The organism is Bacillus sp. NPDC077411 (assembly GCF_044543425.1).
Taxonomy (GTDB): domain Bacteria; phylum Bacillota; class Bacilli; order Bacillales; family Bacillaceae_G; genus Bacillus_A; species Bacillus_A bruguierae.
On sequence record NZ_JBITWA010000013.1, the window covers coordinates 1 to 17,658 of the forward strand.

Sequence of the window (17,658 nt, forward strand, 5' to 3'; positions counted from 1 at the left end):
ATATCTACACAATGCTTTTGAGCTATATCTTTAAAGGATTCTACGCCATTAAGATAAGCAGTAACAGCCGATAACTTGGTTTCTAAAGAGTATTTCGTCATAAAAAAAACTGCACCTCCAATTGTTAGACGGTGTCTAACAATTGGGGTGCAGTTCAGTAGGTGCCTTTCGGAGGTCGGTTCCTTCTTACTTATCCGCCGATATATCGGCGGAAATGGTACTTTTATCGGCGCTTTTTACAATATATCGACCGTTTCTTAAAATATATCGGCGATTCGACATGAAAAACAGTCTAGTCTCTAAAGCTCGGTCTTTTAGAACAAGTGAATGTTTTGCTTTTTGCACTCTTCACGCATTTCATCTGGCCACACTGAAGACTGCACTTCACCGATATGTGCTTTACGTAAAAAGTACATGCACATTCTTGATTGTCCAATGCCACCACCAAGTGTTAACGGCAGTACATCTTCTAAAATTCCTTTATGGAAATCGTATTCACGTTTGAAGTCTTCCCCTGTTATTGTTAATTGTTCATCAAGAGATTTACTGTCAACGCGAATGCCCATCGATGATAATTCAAATGAAGACTGCAATACTGGATGCCAGAATAAAATATCTCCGTTCAATTTCCAATCATCATAGTCCGATGCGCGTCCATCATGTTTTTCCCCAGAGCAAAGCGCCCCGCCAATCCCGCTAATAAAGACGGCACCATGTTCTTTCGCAATCGCATGCTCACGATCCTTCGGTGTTAATTCTGGGTATTTATCCTCAAGCTCTTGTGATGTGATAAATACGATATCTTCTGGTAAATACTTACCAAGGAACGGATATTTTTCAAACAAATAGCTCTCTAATTCTTTGAATATTCCGTAAATTGTTCGTACTGTTTCTTGTAAATAATCTACTGTACGCCATTCTTTTTGAATAATTTTTTCCCAATCCCATTGATCCACGTAAATAGAATGCGTTGCATCTAATTCTTCATCGCGGCGAATTGCGTTCATATTTGTATATAGCCCTTCACCAGCTTCATATCCATATTCATGCAAAGCGAATCGTTTCCATTTTGCTAGTGAATGTACAATTTCTAACTCTTCTCCTGAATGCAGCATATCAAATTCAATTGGACGCTCCACACCGTTTAAATGATCGTTTAATCCTGATTTTTTCGTTACAAATAATGGTGCAGATACACGGAATAACCCAAGACGTTTTGATAATTGCTCTTCAAAAAATGTTTTAACTTCCTTAATTGCGATTTGTGTTTCTCTTACTGTCATTAATGTTTGATACATGATGTTTTCCTCCTAAAATGTTTTGATGTAATGAGGAAAGAAACCAATAAAAAAAGCCCTTCTTTCCCAAAAAACTGGGACGAAAGACTTTGGTTCCGCGGTACCACCCAAATTAGCAACAGAGGTTGCTCACTTATCAGTACGGAGATTAGAGATAACTCGATACTGTTCTTCTTGTAACGGCGAAGTTTCCGGCTAAGTCTACTTTCCTAAAAAGGATTTCGGTTAGCGACTCCAGGAGGTTCTTCATAACAGGCTTCGTATCAGGCTCACACCATCCCTGACTCGCTTGGACTACGTCCTATTACTACTCTTCCTTTCACAGTCGTTTTACTGTCACATCTCTGAAACATTTTATTAAAGTTTATTCTATACAAAAAAATAAGAAAGTCAACAAAAATTTTTAAAATATTTTTCAATTCTTTATTTTGTGTATTCACAAAATAACATGTGTCACACTTCAACAAATTATCGTGTCTTATTAATAAAGACTAAATATAAAGGAGGATCTCCATGAGTAATTTAACAAATAAAGTTCCTGAATGGTTATACATATTTGTATTTTGCACCGCTGGGATCAGTGTCGTTTCTCAAGGATTCATCATGATTCCAATCGAAAGTCAACTTATATTCTATTTTCAAATTCCTAAAAATGTTGCCTATCTCTCAAGCAGCATATTTTCCATTTTCTACGCCATTGGATTCTTAATTTTCGCTCCTCTATCCAATCGATTTGGGAAGAAAAATATATTAGTTCTCGGTCTATTCGCTTTGTCCTTTTGTACGCTGACGATTAGCTTTTGCAAAGTATACAACTTATTTTTGTTTCTTAGAGCTTTGCAAGGACTAGTAGCAGCTACGTTTACGCCTTTAGCGCTTGCCTATGCATTCGAATTGTTTATTCCAAAGCGTCAAGGCTATGTTATCGGGATTTTAAGCACAGCATTTACCATGTCTAGCCTATTAGGACAAATACTCAGTAATTGGTTTATATCTCAATACGCTTTTCCTAGTCTTTTTTATTTTTTCGCTTTCATTCATCTTTTATGTGGGGCAATTTTATATTTCACTCTACCTGCATCTATCAAAAGTAATCGTCCATTATCTATAGCATACTGGTTTGATATGTTTACATTATTTCGAAATCGTTACATGGCAATTTGTCTTGCGATTACCTTTACACAGTTTCTTTCATTCGTTGCCATTTATAGTTCTTTACATCACTTATTAATCCAAATGTATCACCTTACAGGTCATGAAATTCTGTTATTTCAATGCCTTGGCATAATCGGAATGTCTATTTCTCCTTTTATGAATAACTTTATTACACATATTAAAGCCCCCAAAATGATTACATTAGGACTTATAATCACGTGCACAGGAGTACTTTTGTTCTTGAAATGGGATCATATTTATTTTCTCTCTATCACTACAATCCTATTTGCGGCAGGAATTTCAGTCGTACTACCTTCTATCATTTTTCATATTGGACAAATAAGCGGGAAGAAAAAAGGAGTTGCAATGGCACTTTATACATTTACTTTATTTTTAGGATCTAGTATAGGTCCGTATATCGGGACAAAAATGATGTTTAAATATGTCGTACTTACTATTTTCTCTATCTTATTTTTGTCTATCCTAACATCAATTTTTTTACGAAAAAAGCAACACCATTTCTGCGAAAAGATACCAGTTAATCAAAATGATTAGTTTGCAAACAATATAAATAAGAGTTGCTCTAACAGTTCTCTCACAACTTTTAGAACAACTCTACGCCCTTAACGTTGTATAATAACACGCCCCAGCTTATCAGGATTTACAACATAAAAAATTTGTTCAATCTGATTCGTATTTTGCTTCCAAGCAAAACTGAAGACACCGACGACCTCTTCATCCTTTACTATGAGAACGCCTGGCTCATTATTTACTATGACTGCTTGTGCCTTTTTTCCTGTGAAAAACTTTGTAGCAATTGCAGATAACAAACTCAGCACGCGCTCTTTACTAATAATTTGATTAATAGCTGTAACAACATTCCCTCCTCCATCTGCAATAAGGGTTACATCGTTAGTAAGAATCTCTGAAATTTCTTGAACGTTGCCTTTCGATAAGGCCAAAATAAACTTATGAATTTGCTCTTGTTGAATTTCGTATGATGTATAATTTTCATCAAAAGATACATTCATTTTCTTCTTCGCACGGCTAAACACTTTACGGCAATTCATCTCCGTTATATGGAGTAAATCCGCGATTTCACTATGTTTTAAATCTAATGCTTCTTTTAGAACATAAACCGCTCGCTCTGTGGCCGAGAGTTTTTCCATAAGAACAACAAATGTATAGTGCAGCTGGTCATCTTGCATGATTTTCTCTGAAGGATCCCATTTCATATCCTGCACAATCGGCTCTGGCAGCCATGTACCCACATAAGTTTCTCTTTTTTTTCGGCTTGATTGTAATTCATTTATACAACGATTTACAACCATTCTACTTATATACGACTTTATATTGTTAATATCAGTTAAATGAATCTCATTCATCTGTAGCTTTAGAAATGTATCTTGAACAATATCTTCAGCATCACTTATCGATCCAAGCATTTTATATGCAATAGCAATAAAATAAGATTTGTATGCTATATACAATTTATTTATGTCTAAATGATGTCCTTCCACCTTACCCCTCCTTGAAGCTAACTCACCCAAATTTTAGCATTATATCCAACCACAAATACCCTAGAAAAAATCCCCTAGGGTATACCTATGTAAGTTTCTCAAAAAACATTTTTTGAAAATAATATTTATAAAAAATTACGAACTAAATAAATCTATTTTGATCTTCCAGATAGAAGTCACTGCTATACATAACTAGACGCTCTCGCCCACCTAACAATTTGTATTTATAATTGATTCTACAAATGATTTTGAAACCCTTTAGACCAAGAAGGATGAATGGGCTCCCACCCATATTCTTTTCGAGCTTTAGTATTAGAAGCGCCGCGCTCACCACGATTACTACTAACTTGAAAAGAAGGCTCAGGTGCACCGATTGCAGAAGCATAAACAGGCAACCAAACATGTCCTGATGCAGGATGGTCATCGACAATGTTGACCGGACCAGATGGCCAATCTAGTGCCAGTAGTGCTGCTCTTGCTGCATCGTCTACATGTAGAAAAGAAGCTACACCATCAGTTGCTGCCCTTTCTTGTCGTCGTACTTGATTCGCAATCATTCCATCTATTGCATACCAAGTTCCCGGACCATAGAGCGTTCCATAACGAAGAATCACAAATTCCGGCATTTGAGATACCTTTTCTTCTAACGCCATAATACCTTCTATCGTCGTTTTCCGCGGAAACGGAGCAGTAATGTCTAACATGTCCTCTTCTGTAGCAGGTCCCTCTCCAGGCTCATATGCCCACGAAATACTTTGTGCAATCATTCGTCTAACACCAGCTAAGTTTGCAGCATCTACAAGATTTTCTGTCCCCTCCATTCGCATTTTTGCATTATCTACGGAGCTTCCCCCACTTAGCGATGTAAGTTGATGAATCACTACATCTGGCTGACTATTTTGCAATGCAGTGAATACAGCATCTCGATCAAATGCATCGGCCACCATGGGCTTTGCACCCAATTTTGTAATTGTGCTTGCCTTTGATTCATCACGAATCATTCCGAACACATCGTGGCCCTCCTGTACTAACAAAGGAATTAAAGAGCGTCCGATTACACCAGTTGCTCCGGCAAGAAAAATGTTCAATTCTATTCCCCCTATATATGTTTCAACTAATTCGTCTTGTTTTTTGAGACTGTTATTTTGCTGTTCATATATAAGACAAATTGGGTTTATAAATCGTGACATGAATCAAAAAATTTACTATATAAATCCATTTTAATGTTTCAGCTTACAAGTTGCTGCTAGAGAGAAAAAATGTCTTGCACTCGTTTTCTCTCTTTGTTTTAACCATTGTCCGTGGCAGGAAAAGGCCCTGACTGCTTCTATGCATGGCCAGACGCTCTTGCCTATCTAAAATGTCATTTTTTCAATTTGTATTTATATACAATAAAAAACCATCTATTACTATGCTAGAGATCTTACAGTTTATTCATAATTGCTTCTACGATATGTTCAACCGTCATCTCCCCATCAATTACGTAGTCAGCATTAGGTTTCACACTTTTCTCCATCTCTAAGTATGCCTCTCTCCCAGCTTGCAAGTATACCTCACATTCGAAAAGAATCTCATCAATAGTATGTAAAGGATTACGAATAAATCTTCTCGCCATCGCTATATCTAATGGTGTATCAATATAAAATGAAATGTCTATCACATCTTTCATCTGGTTATTCAAGTACGAAAATGGATAGTCCAAAATAATATAATCTACAACTGCATCATTTAATAACGATTCAATATCTATCATGATGGGACTAACATTCCACTCATTATAATTTGCACCTTTTTCCATCCATTCACAAATGTCACTTGGCCCCTCTAAATTATAATCATCAAAATGAAAAGTCTTGGCGTTATTCAGTCTATTAGCTAACTCCTTCGTAACGGTTGTCTTACCGCCGCCAGATACAGCTGAAATAGATATTACTGTTGTTTTTTCCCCCATATTACTCCTCCATGAAATAATAGAATTTTAATCTCTTTCCTATCCCTTTACTCTAAAATAATCTTTTGCTGGAGTCTATAGTTACAAATGGGCGTATATGAAACATTAAAAAAGTAACTACTCAGCCATACACCACTTATTACCTTTCAGCACATAGATTGCTGCCGTGACGATACAAATGACAATGCACCTTGCTGCCTTTCTTTGTTACCATACTTTGCACGTGGCAGAAATAGGCACTGACCGCTTCTATGCATGGCCAGTCCCTCCCAGGCCATTTTAAAAAATTCTTTTCTACCTTTTTTTACAGAGTGACTAAGTAGTTACCATGTATTCAAGATTTAACACCTTTTACATAACACATTACTATCAGCAAAAATTAAAAGATTTCTATTAACGGGATAAACCTGAGAATTTTGCGCATTACTGTCCATGTTATGATATACTATTATATCCTGCTGTTCATTTTTATGAGCAACTGTCGGAAAGGAAAAAGTCATAAACCCAAATTTTATTTTAAAGATTTATCGACTACTGTGGAAACAGATTTGCTATACAATAATAACGGAGTGATTATATTATATGAGTAAAGCTAAAGGTAAAGGCGGAACAGGTAGAGGAACAGGCAGTAAGGGCTGGAACCGCTGGAAAGCCAGTGCCAACAAAAAAAAGAGTGCCAAACCTTATACAAGCAAAGGTGTGAAAAAAGCGGGTGGCGCAAAGACAAACAGTAATACAGGTGACAAATCCGAAAGATAGGGACTGCTATTTCCGTTTGATATCTTTCGTGTAAGTGTAAGATAGATGTTGTGTGGGTTTATTTTGCGGAGAAAAGCAAAGATTTAAAACAACAAAACAAGTGGTTGCTCATTGTAAAAAGACAACTTTTAAAATTCATTAATACGATATATTATGAAAAAATGGGCGTTTATCAAACAGTAAAAGAAAAAGATGTTTGCCACAAATAAGCAAACATCTTTTTCTTTTACCGTACTTTATCCACTTAATCGTCTTCAGTCAATCGCTTCACTTCAAAATACAACACTTGAATAAATTTCTTCGTATTAATTCGTGTATGACCAGTCGATGATAATGATTCGTTTGTTAACTCTGTCATTCGTTTACGCACAATTGTAAAATCAAAAAATTTCGGAGCATAGCTTTCAAATTTCGGATTCGAAAAATCCGTTAAGCCAAGAGAAGCTAAGTGATTAAGCGATTGATAAATTGCTCGGCGCACCCTTTGTTCTGAAGCTTTTCTCTCTTTATCAATCTCACCTTCCGAAGCCATTTCACCTAACTTTTTGACCGTAATATGTTGAAAAATATCTTTTAATACTGGAAAACCGTGTTCAAAGGTTTCCTTCTTTTCATATTGATATAAGTATTCCAGCATACTTAGTAAATCTTTACTTCCGTTCTCCCCAGCAATCCCTAGTTCCGCTAATAAGAAACGGCCAGAATCAGCAATTTTTTTCTCTTCTAGCCCTGATTCAATGCGTCCTTTTGGTTGTTCCCATTGAAATACATTGTTTAATGATTTTTGAATATCTTGAATAGAGCGTTCCAAGCGAATACGTTCTATCACTTTTCGTACAACTGCTACAACTTCAATTTTATTGAGAGGTTTTATAATATAATATTCAACACCAAGGGAATAAGCTTCACCAATTAATTGTTTTGATTCTACTTGAGAAATCATAACCACTTTCCCCGCAAACGACGGGACGATGCGCCGAACCGTTTCAATTCCGTCGCGAATTGGCATTAATAAGTCAATAAATAATATATCTACTTTTTTAAAATTTAATTTTTCCCCTTCTACAAAAGCCCCATCTTCTTCTTCTCCAACTACTTCTCCAAGGTCTTCATCTTCAATAATTTGCGCTAACATAGAACGAAACACTTCGTCATCATCTACGATGTAATAAAACATAGACTCATCCTTCCTTAGTCAGGCTAGATTCCGGCAACCGTACAATAAATTTGCAGCCTCTTTCAGCGTCTCTGTCTTGTAGTATAACCTCTCCCCCAAGTTCCGTCACCATCTCTTTTATATAAGATAAGCCAATTCCTGTTGACGGTGTTCCAGTTTGGTCATATTTTGAAGTAAAACCAGGCTTAAATACTAGCTCCTTATATTTCCCCGAAATACCCGGACCATCATCTATTACTTCAAACGAGACAACCGCTCCTTGCTTCTTAATATGAATTGTAATTGTACCAACACGATCAATTGCTTCTACAGCATTTGCAACTAAATTATTTAAAATCGACAAAACGGTATATACATGATATTGCGTATGTTCCCCTTCTATCTGTTTAGAAAATACGATGTCCTTTTGTAATAACTGTGCGTATTTCTCGTTAATTCTTATAATCATTTCCGCCAGTTCATTTCCATTTATATATTCCGAAAGATCTTTATCTAAAAGAAGTTTAGATAACCCTGCAAAAATTCTTTGGTTATCTTTTTTTATTTCGTGTACCTCTCCTGCAATTTTCAGCGCGTTCTTACTATACAGCTCTATATCACTTCCAGCACTTTCTTGCTGCTGTAAATTCCGATATAATTGGTATGCTTCTTGTGTGATCCTTTCAGCATCTTGCAGCGTTTTCTTCAAATGAACAGATTCTACATACAAGTTAGAAAGATGCATAAACATCTTTTCATTTTCTTTCCGAACCTGCGCTTCTTTTAATTTTGTCTCATATAAACTCATCATATTTAAAAAACCGAGCGCAAAAAAACTACGGAAAGTAGCAATAATAATAATTTTATTCACTTCTGAAACTGTAATCATCGTGCTCAACACAAAAATATGATAAAAAGCAAGTTCCGCCATGCTTGAAATAATTTCAATCGTAATGCCAAAACATCCGATTAAAAATGGTTTTTGATGAAATTGATTTACTTTGCATATTGAAAAAAGACTTCCATATACGAAATAATAAAAGAAGACTGGATAACGCATACAAAAGGAGTCTGAAAAATGAAAAGAACCTTGCAGCATCCAGTCAAGGCCAATTCGAAATATTACTACAGATGCCCCAACAAGAATTCCTGCTATAGCAGCTGGAATTTTTCTTAAAAATAATAGTAAAAAGAAGAAAATCGGTGTTCCAAAGCTAACACGAAACGTATCATTAAATGGATGAAAGTTCAATTCTCCAGCTACTGGAACAATCAAAATTAAAATAATTAAAAGTGAAATATCTTTTTTCCACAATTGATGCCAGTTCAAACACGTCACTTCCCATTATCTAGTATTGAAACATAATAAGGAAAGCCCGCTTATTATATAAACGGGCTTTATTCCTATACTGTTACCTTTTCAACTGCTTTTATTTGACGATAAACAGGTTGCCACATTGCATCTTTTACAGCCTTCCTGATATCGTTATCACTTAATACCTCACGAGCAACACCTTCAGCAACTGCCGCTTTTGCTACTTCAACAGCAACAATCTCTGAAATATTACGCAGCTCTTCTACTTCCGGAAGAATTGGTGCACCAGGTTGACTTGTATCTACCATACTCGCTACCGCTTCTGCTGCCGCTGCAAACATGCCATCTGTCATTACACGAGCACGAACAACATTTGTACCAAGACCAAGACCTGGGAAGATAAGTGCATTGTTAGATTGCCCAATTATATAAGTAACTCCATTATATGTAACTGGATCGAACGGACTACCAGTTGCAACAAGCGCTCGCCCTTCTGTCCAAGAAATTAAATCGGCTGGTTTCGCTTCTGCAAGAGGCGTTGGATTAGACATTGGTAAAATAATTGGTCGTTCCACATGTGCTGCCATTTCTTTTACTATTGCTTCTGTAAATGCACCAGCAACTGTTGACGTCCCGATTAAAATAGTTGGTTGTACATGTTTTACAACTTCAGCAAGACCAATCATTTCTGATTGCTGCCATTGTTGGACTTCAGACCTTTCACGTGCATAAGGACGTTGGAAGTCAAGAAGATCATCCATATCAGTAAGTAAACCATTACGGTCAATACACCAAAAACGGCGGTTTGCTTCATCCTTCGATAAACCTAAGCGCACCATTGCATCACGTACTTGATCTGCAATTCCAACTCCAGCAGTACCCGCACCAAAGACTACAACGCGATGTTCACAAAGTGGAATACCTGAAGCCTTCACAGCTGATAACACAGCTGCCAGTGAAACAGCCCCAGTTCCTTGTATATCATCGTTAAATGTACATACGCTATCGCGATATTTGTCTAAAATTTTACGTGCATTACGTGTACTAAAATCTTCCCAGTGCAGCAATGCATTCGGAAACTTATTACATACAGCTTTTACAAACAAATCGATAAATGTATCATACGCTTCTCCCGTTACACGTGGATGGCGATTTCCGATATAAAACGGATTATTTAATAAATCTTCATTGTTTGTACCAACATCTAAAATAACCGGTAATACACGACTTGGATCAATACCAACTGCTGCTGTATAAACAGCTAGTTTTCCAATGGCAATATTAATACCACCTACACCCCAGTCTCCAATTCCTAAAATACCTTCACCGTCTGTTACAACGACTAAATCAATATTTTCTGCAGTTGCACCAATGTTAGAAAATGCTTCCTCAATACCATTTGGATCATTAACTGATAAATACACCCCACGTGGTTTACGATACTCATGACTATATCTTTGAATCGCCACACCAACAGTTGGCGTGTATACAATCGGAAGCATTTCTCGTAAATGATTTGTAAGCAAACGATAAAATAACACTTCATTACGATCATGCAGTGCTGTTAAGTATACGTTTTTTAATAAGTCATCCGGCTGTGAACAAAACTGTTCATATGCACGGCGTGCTTGTTCGTCCAATGTTAATACAGCTGGTGGCAATAATCCTTTCAGCCCTAGTTCTTCCCTTTCTTCTGTTGTGAAAGCAACGCCTTTATTTAAAAGTGGTGTTGCTAATACTTCCCTTCCTCGTAATGTCGTTTCTAAAGTTCCATCCGAGGAAACTGTAAATTTACTCATAAAATCCCTACCCTTATTTATATATATAACATTTCTATATTGTAAACAAAAAAAGGGGGAAAGTCCCCCCTTTTTTTTAATTTTTCTTTAAAAGAGATGCTCCCGCAATTCCAGGGTGCGTCATTTCATACGGATCTAAAATCAAATCTAATTCTTCTTCTGATAATACACCGGTTTTCAGGCAAAGCTCTCTGACAGATTGACCAGTTGCAATTGCTTCTTTTGCAACGCGAGCTGCTGCTTCGTATCCGATATGTGGATTCACAGCTGTAATAATACCAACGCTTTGCTCAACATACTCTTTTAAGTGCTCTTCATTTGCTTCAATCCCTTTTAAGCAATTATCTGTAAAGGCACGGAAGCCGTTATTCATAATACTGATGGATTGAAGTAAGTTAAATACAAGCACCGGTTCCATTACATTTAGCTCTAATTGGCCTGCTTCTGAAGCAAGACAAATTGTATGGTCGTTCCCAATTACTTGGAACGCAATTTGGTTAATCACTTCTGGCATTACAGGATTTACTTTCCCTGGCATAATAGAAGAACCAGGTTGACGAGCTGGAAGCATAATTTCACCTAACCCAACACGTGGGCCAGATGCCATTAAGCGTAAGTCATTTGCAATTTTTGACATATTCATCATACATACTTTCAGTGCAGCTGATACTTCTGTATATGCATCTGTATTTTGCGTTGCATCTACTAAATCCTCTGCTCCAACAAGAGGCAACTTACTAATAGCCGCCAAATGTTTTACTACAGCCTCAATGTACTGCGGATCTGCATTTAATCCTGTACCAACAGCTGTTGCTCCCATATTCACTTCATATAAGTGTTGACGAGATTTCTCGATGCGTTTTATATCACGTCCAAGCACGCGAGCGTATGCTTTAAACTCTTGTCCAAGACGAATTGGTACAGCATCTTGTAAATGCGTACGTCCCATTTTAATAATATGATCGAATTGTTCTGCTTTTAATTCAAAGATATCACGCATATATCCCATCGTTTGTAATAATTCTTCTAACAAGTTTAACGTCGCAATATGAATTGCAGTCGGGAATGCATCATTTGTTGATTGTGCCATATTCACATGGCTATTTGGACTAATGTAATGATAGTCCCCTTTTTCCATTTCTAATAATTCAAGAGCACGATTGGCAATAACTTCATTTGCATTCATATTCATAGAAGTTCCAGCTCCGCCTTGAATCGGATCAACGATAAAATGCTCGTGCCATTTCCCTTCAAGAATCTCTTGTGCTGCTTCCGCAATTGCTGTACCTTTTTTTAGTTCTAATCGTCCAACATCTGTATTTGCAAGCGCCGCCGCTTTTTTTACAATCGCAAATGCTTTAATTAATCCTTCATGAATCTTATAACCTGTAATCGGAAAGTTTTCGACCGCACGCATTGTTTGAACACCATAATATGCATGCATTGGTACTTCTTTCTCACCTAAAAAATCTTTTTCAATTCGCACATCTTTTGTAGCTTCAGTTATTGCTGCCATATCTGTTCACTCCTCAACTTATTTTTCTCCACATTCATATGTAACCATTCTCCTACCTCAAATTTTATAAGAAATAAAAAATGAAGCGAGAGATATACTATTTGTGATAAATCAATTCGTTTCACGAATAATCAGCGAGAGATAAAAAATCTCTCACTGATTAAGCTTTCAATTTATGCTGCTTTTGTTTGATTTACAGTTTCTACATACTGTTTTGCTTTCGCTTGATCAAATTCGCCTTCCCATTTTGACATGACAATCGCTGCTAATGCGTTCCCTAATACATTGACAGACGAGCGAATCATATCTAAAATGCGGTCAATACCAGCAATTAAAGCAATTCCTTCTAATGGAAGTCCCATCGAACCTAGTGTTGCCAATACGACAACAAAGGAAGCACCAGGAACACCAGCCATTCCTTTAGACGTTAACATTAAAACAAATAACAATGTAACTTGTTCTGTTAGTGACATGTGTATACCGTACATTTGCGCCACAAATAGCGATGCTAACGCTTGATAAATAGCTGATCCAGTTAAATTAAATGTGTAACCAGTAGGTATTACGAAAGAAGCTACGGCCTTCGGACAACCGAACTCTTCCATTTTTCTCATAATATTTGGTAAAACGGCTTCTGAACTTGCTGTTGTAAAAGACAAAATCAATTCTTCTTTTAAAACTTTCATTAAGGTGAAAATATTTACTCCCACCATTTTTGCATTTATACCTAGTACAACAATAACAAATAACACAACTGTTACATAAACTGCGACCACTAATTTTCCTAATGGAAGCAGTGTAGCCACTCCAAATTTTGCAACCGTAACAGCAATTAGTGCAAATACACCAACCGGAGCAAATTTCATGACTTGATTTGTCACCCAAAACATTGCTTCTAAGACACCTTCAAAGAAATGAAAGACTGGCTTTCCTTTTTCTCCGATTGCAGCAACCCCTAAACCAAATAACACTGAGAAGAAAATAATTGGTAATAAGTCTCCTTGTGCAATTGATTCAAATACGTTTTTTGGTACAATATGAACAATTGTTTCTGCAAAACCTTTTTTCTGCGTTGCATCAGCTGTTGCTTTGTATGCTGAAATATCACCTTGCTGTAAATGGCTCATATCAACGCCCGTTCCTGGGTGGAACACGTTTGCTGCTATTAATCCCATTAAAATAGCAATCGTCGTAATAATTTCAAAATAAAGGATTGTCTTTCCACCTAATTTACCAAGCTTCTTCATATCGCCCACACCAGCTACCGCTACAATAAGTGCAGAAATAACAATTGGAACAACAATCATTTTAATTAAATGAATAAAAATATCTCCAAGCGGTGTAATATAGGAAATAGCTGTTTTATTCCCATAAAAGATTGCCCCTACTACAATCCCTAAAATGAGCGCTACAAAAATTTGTGTAGCTAATCCGAATTTTTTCATGTATTTTCATCCCCTCCATGCGAACGCTTTCAATTTGTATGTATAAAAGCTTACCCACATGATATAGGTGAACCTACAAAATCAGACAAAAAACTACAAGTTTGTCACAAAACTTTCGAATTTCCCCCTTAAAATGTTCATTGTTCTTCTTCTTTAGTATACAATCGAAACATAGAATTGTTAAAACATCAGATTATTTTGTATAATCCAAAAAGTAAACCTATTAAACAGCGAAACGAAAAGGAGGAGATATTATGAAAAGATATACAATGACTTTCATTATAAACCTTTCTTTTCCGTTTCATTTTCTCGTAAAGGAGCAAAGGCATTCGCCTTCGCTCTTTTTTTAACGCCATTTTTAAAAGGAGGAGTAATGATGAAATTGTATCAGCGGGTCTTAATCAAACTAAGCGGCGGCGCTCTAGCCGATCATGATGGAAACAGTTTTAGTTCCAATCATTTAGAGCACATCGCAACTGAAATTTTATCTATTATCGATTTGGGAATTGAAGTTTCTATTGTCGTGGGTGGAGGTAACATTTTTAAAGGGAATTTAGCTGAGGACTGGGGAATTGACCGGGTAGAGGCAGACAATATAGGTACATTAGGCACAATTATTAATAGCTTAATGTTACGCGGTGTACTAAAAAGTAAAACAGATAAAGAAGTTCGCGTCATGACATCTATTCCTATTACTACTGTTGCTGAACCCTACATTCATTTACGAGCTATGCATCATTTAGATAAAGGATACATTGTTATTTTTGGGGGCGGCAATGGCCAACCTTTTGTTACAACAGATTATCCAAGTGTACAACGGGCAATCGAAATGAATAGCGACGCAATTTTAGTTGCAAAACAAGGTGTAGATGGTGTCTTCACAAGTGACCCCAAGCGAAATAAATCAGCAAAAATGTATCACCATTTAAACTATAACGACGTCGTCAAAAACAATATAAAAGTGATGGACCAATCAGCTTTACTACTTGCTCGTGACTATCATTTACCCGTCCATATCTTTAACTTTGATGAACAAGGAGTTATGAAAAAAATATGCTTAGGAGAACATATCGGCACTTTAATCAGCCATCAGTTAACAAAACTTGAGGATGAAAACTAGCATTTTTCAAAACAAAATCCAACTGTAATTATGAACATACAATAAGATGCAGTGATACACCGCACCTTATACTTTCTATAATAAATCGCTGCTTTGTAGAATACAACATAACCGCTACTTACTTTCTCCTTTTGTTTTAAACCCTTGCATGTGTAGCAGAAAAAATCCCTAACCGCTTCCATGCATGACCAAATGCTCTCGTCCCCCTAAAAAAGGGGGTTTTTATGTCGTTTTTAAACTTATATATACAATCACAAATTGGTGAATACAACTACTGGTTCTTCTATATGATTATTGTTTACAACTACATCCGCACAATCCTTTGGTGCATGCTCTTCTATGTACATATGACAAGCCGCATGATATCGCTGTAAAAACATTTCGCCTGCCTTCTCTTCACTTCCAAAAGCTTGCGCTTCCCTTTTGGAACCACGTTCTCTAGCAATCTTGAAGTCTGTTTCTATAAATACTTTATAGTCAAATAAATGTTTCAATTCTTCCTTAAATAAAAAGGTTCCATCTACTATAAATATAGTATCTTCTGAGGCTAGTACAGATTCTGAATGAATATACATATCGGTCTCTAAATCATGTGATTGTATCTCATAACGCATCGTACCATTAGGTCCTAATGGTTTTAATAATCGTTCAGAAATAGCTTTATAATCATGAGCATCTTCATAATACCCCTTTGCTGATTCCTTCCCCTGTGAATATCGAATTGCTCTTGGATTATGGAAATGATCGATACTCGTTCGAATTACTGTTCTTCCTTGGTTTTGAATTTCTTTCGCCAATTCATTTGCAAATGTTGTTTTCCCAGAAGCTGTAATACCACTAACACCCACTCTTACAGGATGATTTAATTTAAGTGCACATATATGCTCGGCAATTTTACGAATAACAGTTTGACGTTTCACCCAAATCCCTCCTCACGAAATCCACCCACATGCTTCCTTGTTTTCCTGGAAAATAATTCTTCCTTGCCATTTTAGTGTATCACCCCAAATATATGTTGTAAAAATATGTTTTCGTTTCTCGAGGAATCATTATAAAGTGAAGCTTCCATCAGTGGGGTTTTTCTTCATCCCCCACTGATGGTTAGCCCACCCAATCGGGCTCTTATGGGCAGTTATCTCCCACCTATCTTCTTAAGAAAAGCGGAAGTGGCTCGTTCAGAATGTAAGGGGGATGGAGCTTTTGACGTAGAGTTTTTTTTCCTCGTAGGAAGAAGCGAAGCCACTGAACATTCTAGCCACTGGAGCTGGACAATGTTTTCTCAGAATCTTGAGGTGGGAGTCTTACTGCCCTAAAGTAGCGGGATAAATAAGAAAAAATGCAGCATCACGCCGCATTTTCCCTCATTCATATTTTTGCGCCTATAAATAATAATTAAATATTCCTACTATCTTTTCTTTACACTTATCTAAAAAGGATAAATTGTTTAAAAATGATATCGTCATTTCTTTTGAATCTTGAATATCTTGCGCTAATGCCTGATTGATTTGTTGCAGAATCGGACCATCCTTTATATAGAAATCCATCTCATCATTGATATGAAAGCTACGTGAAGTAAAATTTGTTGTCCCTATAACGATTGTTTCATTATCAAATACCATAGCTTTTCCATGAAACATCCCCTTTTTATATCCATATACAGAAATATCATTCTCGATAGCTTGCCGAATATAAGGATATGCAGCCTCTTTTATAAAAGGAACATCCGGCTTGAAAGACCATAGTATTTTAATGGAAACACCACGCTGCCTTGCTTGAATTAAAGCATTCATAAGTTTTTCATCTTTTGGTATAAAATACGGGGTGGCAATAACAATAGATTGTTTTGCCTGCTTTATTAATTCAATATACTTTTGGATTACATCATGACCATTATAACTAGACATTGTATGTAACGTTTTCCCTGGGACACTCTGTTTAGAAGTACTTGTTATTACTTCAGAAGCATCTCGTTTCCAGTCTATTGCAAACTGTTCTTCTAAATCTTTCACCCCTTCTCCCGTTATTCGTATATGATAATCTCGCCAGTATCCAAATTTCTTTTCTTTTCCTAAATACTCATCTCCTATGTTAAAACCACCACTGTACCCTATTTTCCCATCAATTGTTGTGATTCGGCGGTGATTCCGATGATGTAGCGAATAAAAAAAGAATGGAAATTCAGGTTTTCTACTATATGTAAAATGAACACCGCTTGCTTGTAATTCATTTTTAAATTTTCTTTCGAAAGACAAATCATTAATCAAATCGATTGACAAGTATACTTGTACTCCTTCTTTTGCCTTTTCTTGCAACAACTTCAAAAAAGTATGGCCGCTTTTATCATCTGAAATGATAAAGAAATAGGTGAAAATTGAATGTTTCGCCTCTTTTATATCAGAAAATAGCTGCTGATACAAAGGTTGCCCATCAGCATATAATTGAAAATCACTATAGTGAGGTCCATATTCTTTCGTTTGATTTTTGTTCGCTTCTATTTTCCTTCCCAGTGTAACATCAACATGCATCCAAACAAGCAGAAGAACTAATATAGCAATGATAATAGAAATAATCCGAAGTATTTTTTTCACCGTTTCGTTTTCCTTCCGTACAAAATAATTGTCTCT

Annotated in this window: 14 protein-coding genes and 1 other annotated feature; of the genes, 3 read left to right on the plus strand and 11 right to left on the minus strand. The window is 36.4% G+C overall.

The annotated features are described in order from the left end of the window. Positions 1–314: 314 nt before the first annotated feature. Positions 315–1,298 (minus strand): aspartate--ammonia ligase, encoded by a 984-nt coding sequence (gene asnA, locus ACIGHG_RS16335; RefSeq protein ID WP_336471779.1) that lies wholly within the window; start codon positions 1,296–1,298, stop codon positions 315–317. A gap of 72 nt (positions 1,299–1,370) precedes the next feature. Further along, positions 1,371–1,630 (minus strand) — a binding site (T-box leader). A 181-nt stretch (positions 1,631–1,811) separates the two neighbouring features. Between asnA and ACIGHG_RS16340 the strand changes: the two genes are divergently transcribed. Further along, on the plus strand, positions 1,812–3,008 hold the full coding sequence (locus ACIGHG_RS16340; protein WP_396549434.1) for an MFS transporter: 1,197 nt from the start codon (positions 1,812–1,814) through the stop codon (positions 3,006–3,008). Positions 3,009–3,076: 68 nt separating this feature from the next. Here the strand turns inward: ACIGHG_RS16340 and ACIGHG_RS16345 are convergent, their stop codons facing one another. From ACIGHG_RS16345 to ACIGHG_RS16355, 3 genes are all read right to left on the minus strand, one after another. Next, complete coding sequence (locus ACIGHG_RS16345) at positions 3,077–3,973, minus strand: sigma-70 family RNA polymerase sigma factor (protein ID WP_396549436.1); 897 nt, start codon at positions 3,971–3,973, stop codon at positions 3,077–3,079. A gap of 236 nt (positions 3,974–4,209) precedes the next feature. After that, entirely contained in the window at positions 4,210–5,061 is an 852-nt protein-coding gene (locus ACIGHG_RS16350) for an NAD-dependent epimerase/dehydratase family protein (RefSeq protein ID WP_396549437.1), read from the minus strand. A 335-nt stretch (positions 5,062–5,396) separates the two neighbouring features. Continuing rightward, positions 5,397–5,924, minus strand: a complete 528-nt coding sequence (locus ACIGHG_RS16355) for a nucleoside/nucleotide kinase family protein (protein ID WP_396549439.1) — start codon at positions 5,922–5,924, stop codon at positions 5,397–5,399. A gap of 582 nt (positions 5,925–6,506) precedes the next feature. Between ACIGHG_RS16355 and ACIGHG_RS16360 the strand changes: the two genes are divergently transcribed. Further along, positions 6,507–6,683 carry a DUF3934 family protein gene (locus tag ACIGHG_RS16360; RefSeq protein WP_020060606.1) on the plus strand — a complete coding sequence of 59 codons (177 nt, stop codon included), beginning with the start codon at positions 6,507–6,509 and terminating at the stop codon, positions 6,681–6,683. A 244-nt stretch (positions 6,684–6,927) separates the two neighbouring features. Here the strand turns inward: ACIGHG_RS16360 and ACIGHG_RS16365 are convergent, their stop codons facing one another. The 5 genes from ACIGHG_RS16365 to ACIGHG_RS16385 form a co-directional block, all read right to left on the minus strand. Continuing rightward, on the minus strand, positions 6,928–7,860 hold the full coding sequence (locus ACIGHG_RS16365) for a response regulator (protein WP_396549442.1): 933 nt from the start codon (positions 7,858–7,860) through the stop codon (positions 6,928–6,930). A 4-nt stretch (positions 7,861–7,864) separates the two neighbouring features. After that, positions 7,865–9,169, minus strand: coding sequence for an ATP-binding protein (locus ACIGHG_RS16370; RefSeq protein WP_336471773.1), 1,305 nt, complete (start codon positions 9,167–9,169; stop codon positions 7,865–7,867). Positions 9,170–9,243: 74 nt separating this feature from the next. Then, positions 9,244–10,974, minus strand: coding sequence for an oxaloacetate-decarboxylating malate dehydrogenase (malS, locus tag ACIGHG_RS16375; protein ID WP_396549554.1), 1,731 nt, complete (start codon positions 10,972–10,974; stop codon positions 9,244–9,246). A gap of 55 nt (positions 10,975–11,029) precedes the next feature. Further along, the gene (aspA, locus tag ACIGHG_RS16380; protein WP_090912193.1) at positions 11,030–12,469 is read right to left on the minus strand and encodes an aspartate ammonia-lyase; all 1,440 of its coding nucleotides are present in this window, start codon (positions 12,467–12,469) and stop codon (positions 11,030–11,032) included. Positions 12,470–12,642: 173 nt separating this feature from the next. Further along, positions 12,643–13,914, minus strand: coding sequence for a cation:dicarboxylate symporter family transporter (locus ACIGHG_RS16385; RefSeq protein ID WP_090912195.1), 1,272 nt, complete (start codon positions 13,912–13,914; stop codon positions 12,643–12,645). A 376-nt stretch (positions 13,915–14,290) separates the two neighbouring features. Between ACIGHG_RS16385 and pyrH the strand changes: the two genes are divergently transcribed. Further along, complete coding sequence (pyrH, locus tag ACIGHG_RS16390) at positions 14,291–15,034, plus strand: UMP kinase (protein ID WP_090912197.1); 744 nt, start codon at positions 14,291–14,293, stop codon at positions 15,032–15,034. A 251-nt stretch (positions 15,035–15,285) separates the two neighbouring features. Here the strand turns inward: pyrH and ACIGHG_RS16395 are convergent, their stop codons facing one another. Then, positions 15,286–15,954, minus strand: coding sequence for a nucleoside/nucleotide kinase family protein (locus ACIGHG_RS16395; RefSeq protein WP_336471772.1), 669 nt, complete (start codon positions 15,952–15,954; stop codon positions 15,286–15,288). A gap of 459 nt (positions 15,955–16,413) precedes the next feature. Next, positions 16,414–17,559, minus strand: a complete 1,146-nt coding sequence (locus ACIGHG_RS16400) for a phospholipase D-like domain-containing protein (protein ID WP_336471825.1) — start codon at positions 17,557–17,559, stop codon at positions 16,414–16,416. Between the last annotated feature and the right edge of the window lie 99 nt (positions 17,560–17,658).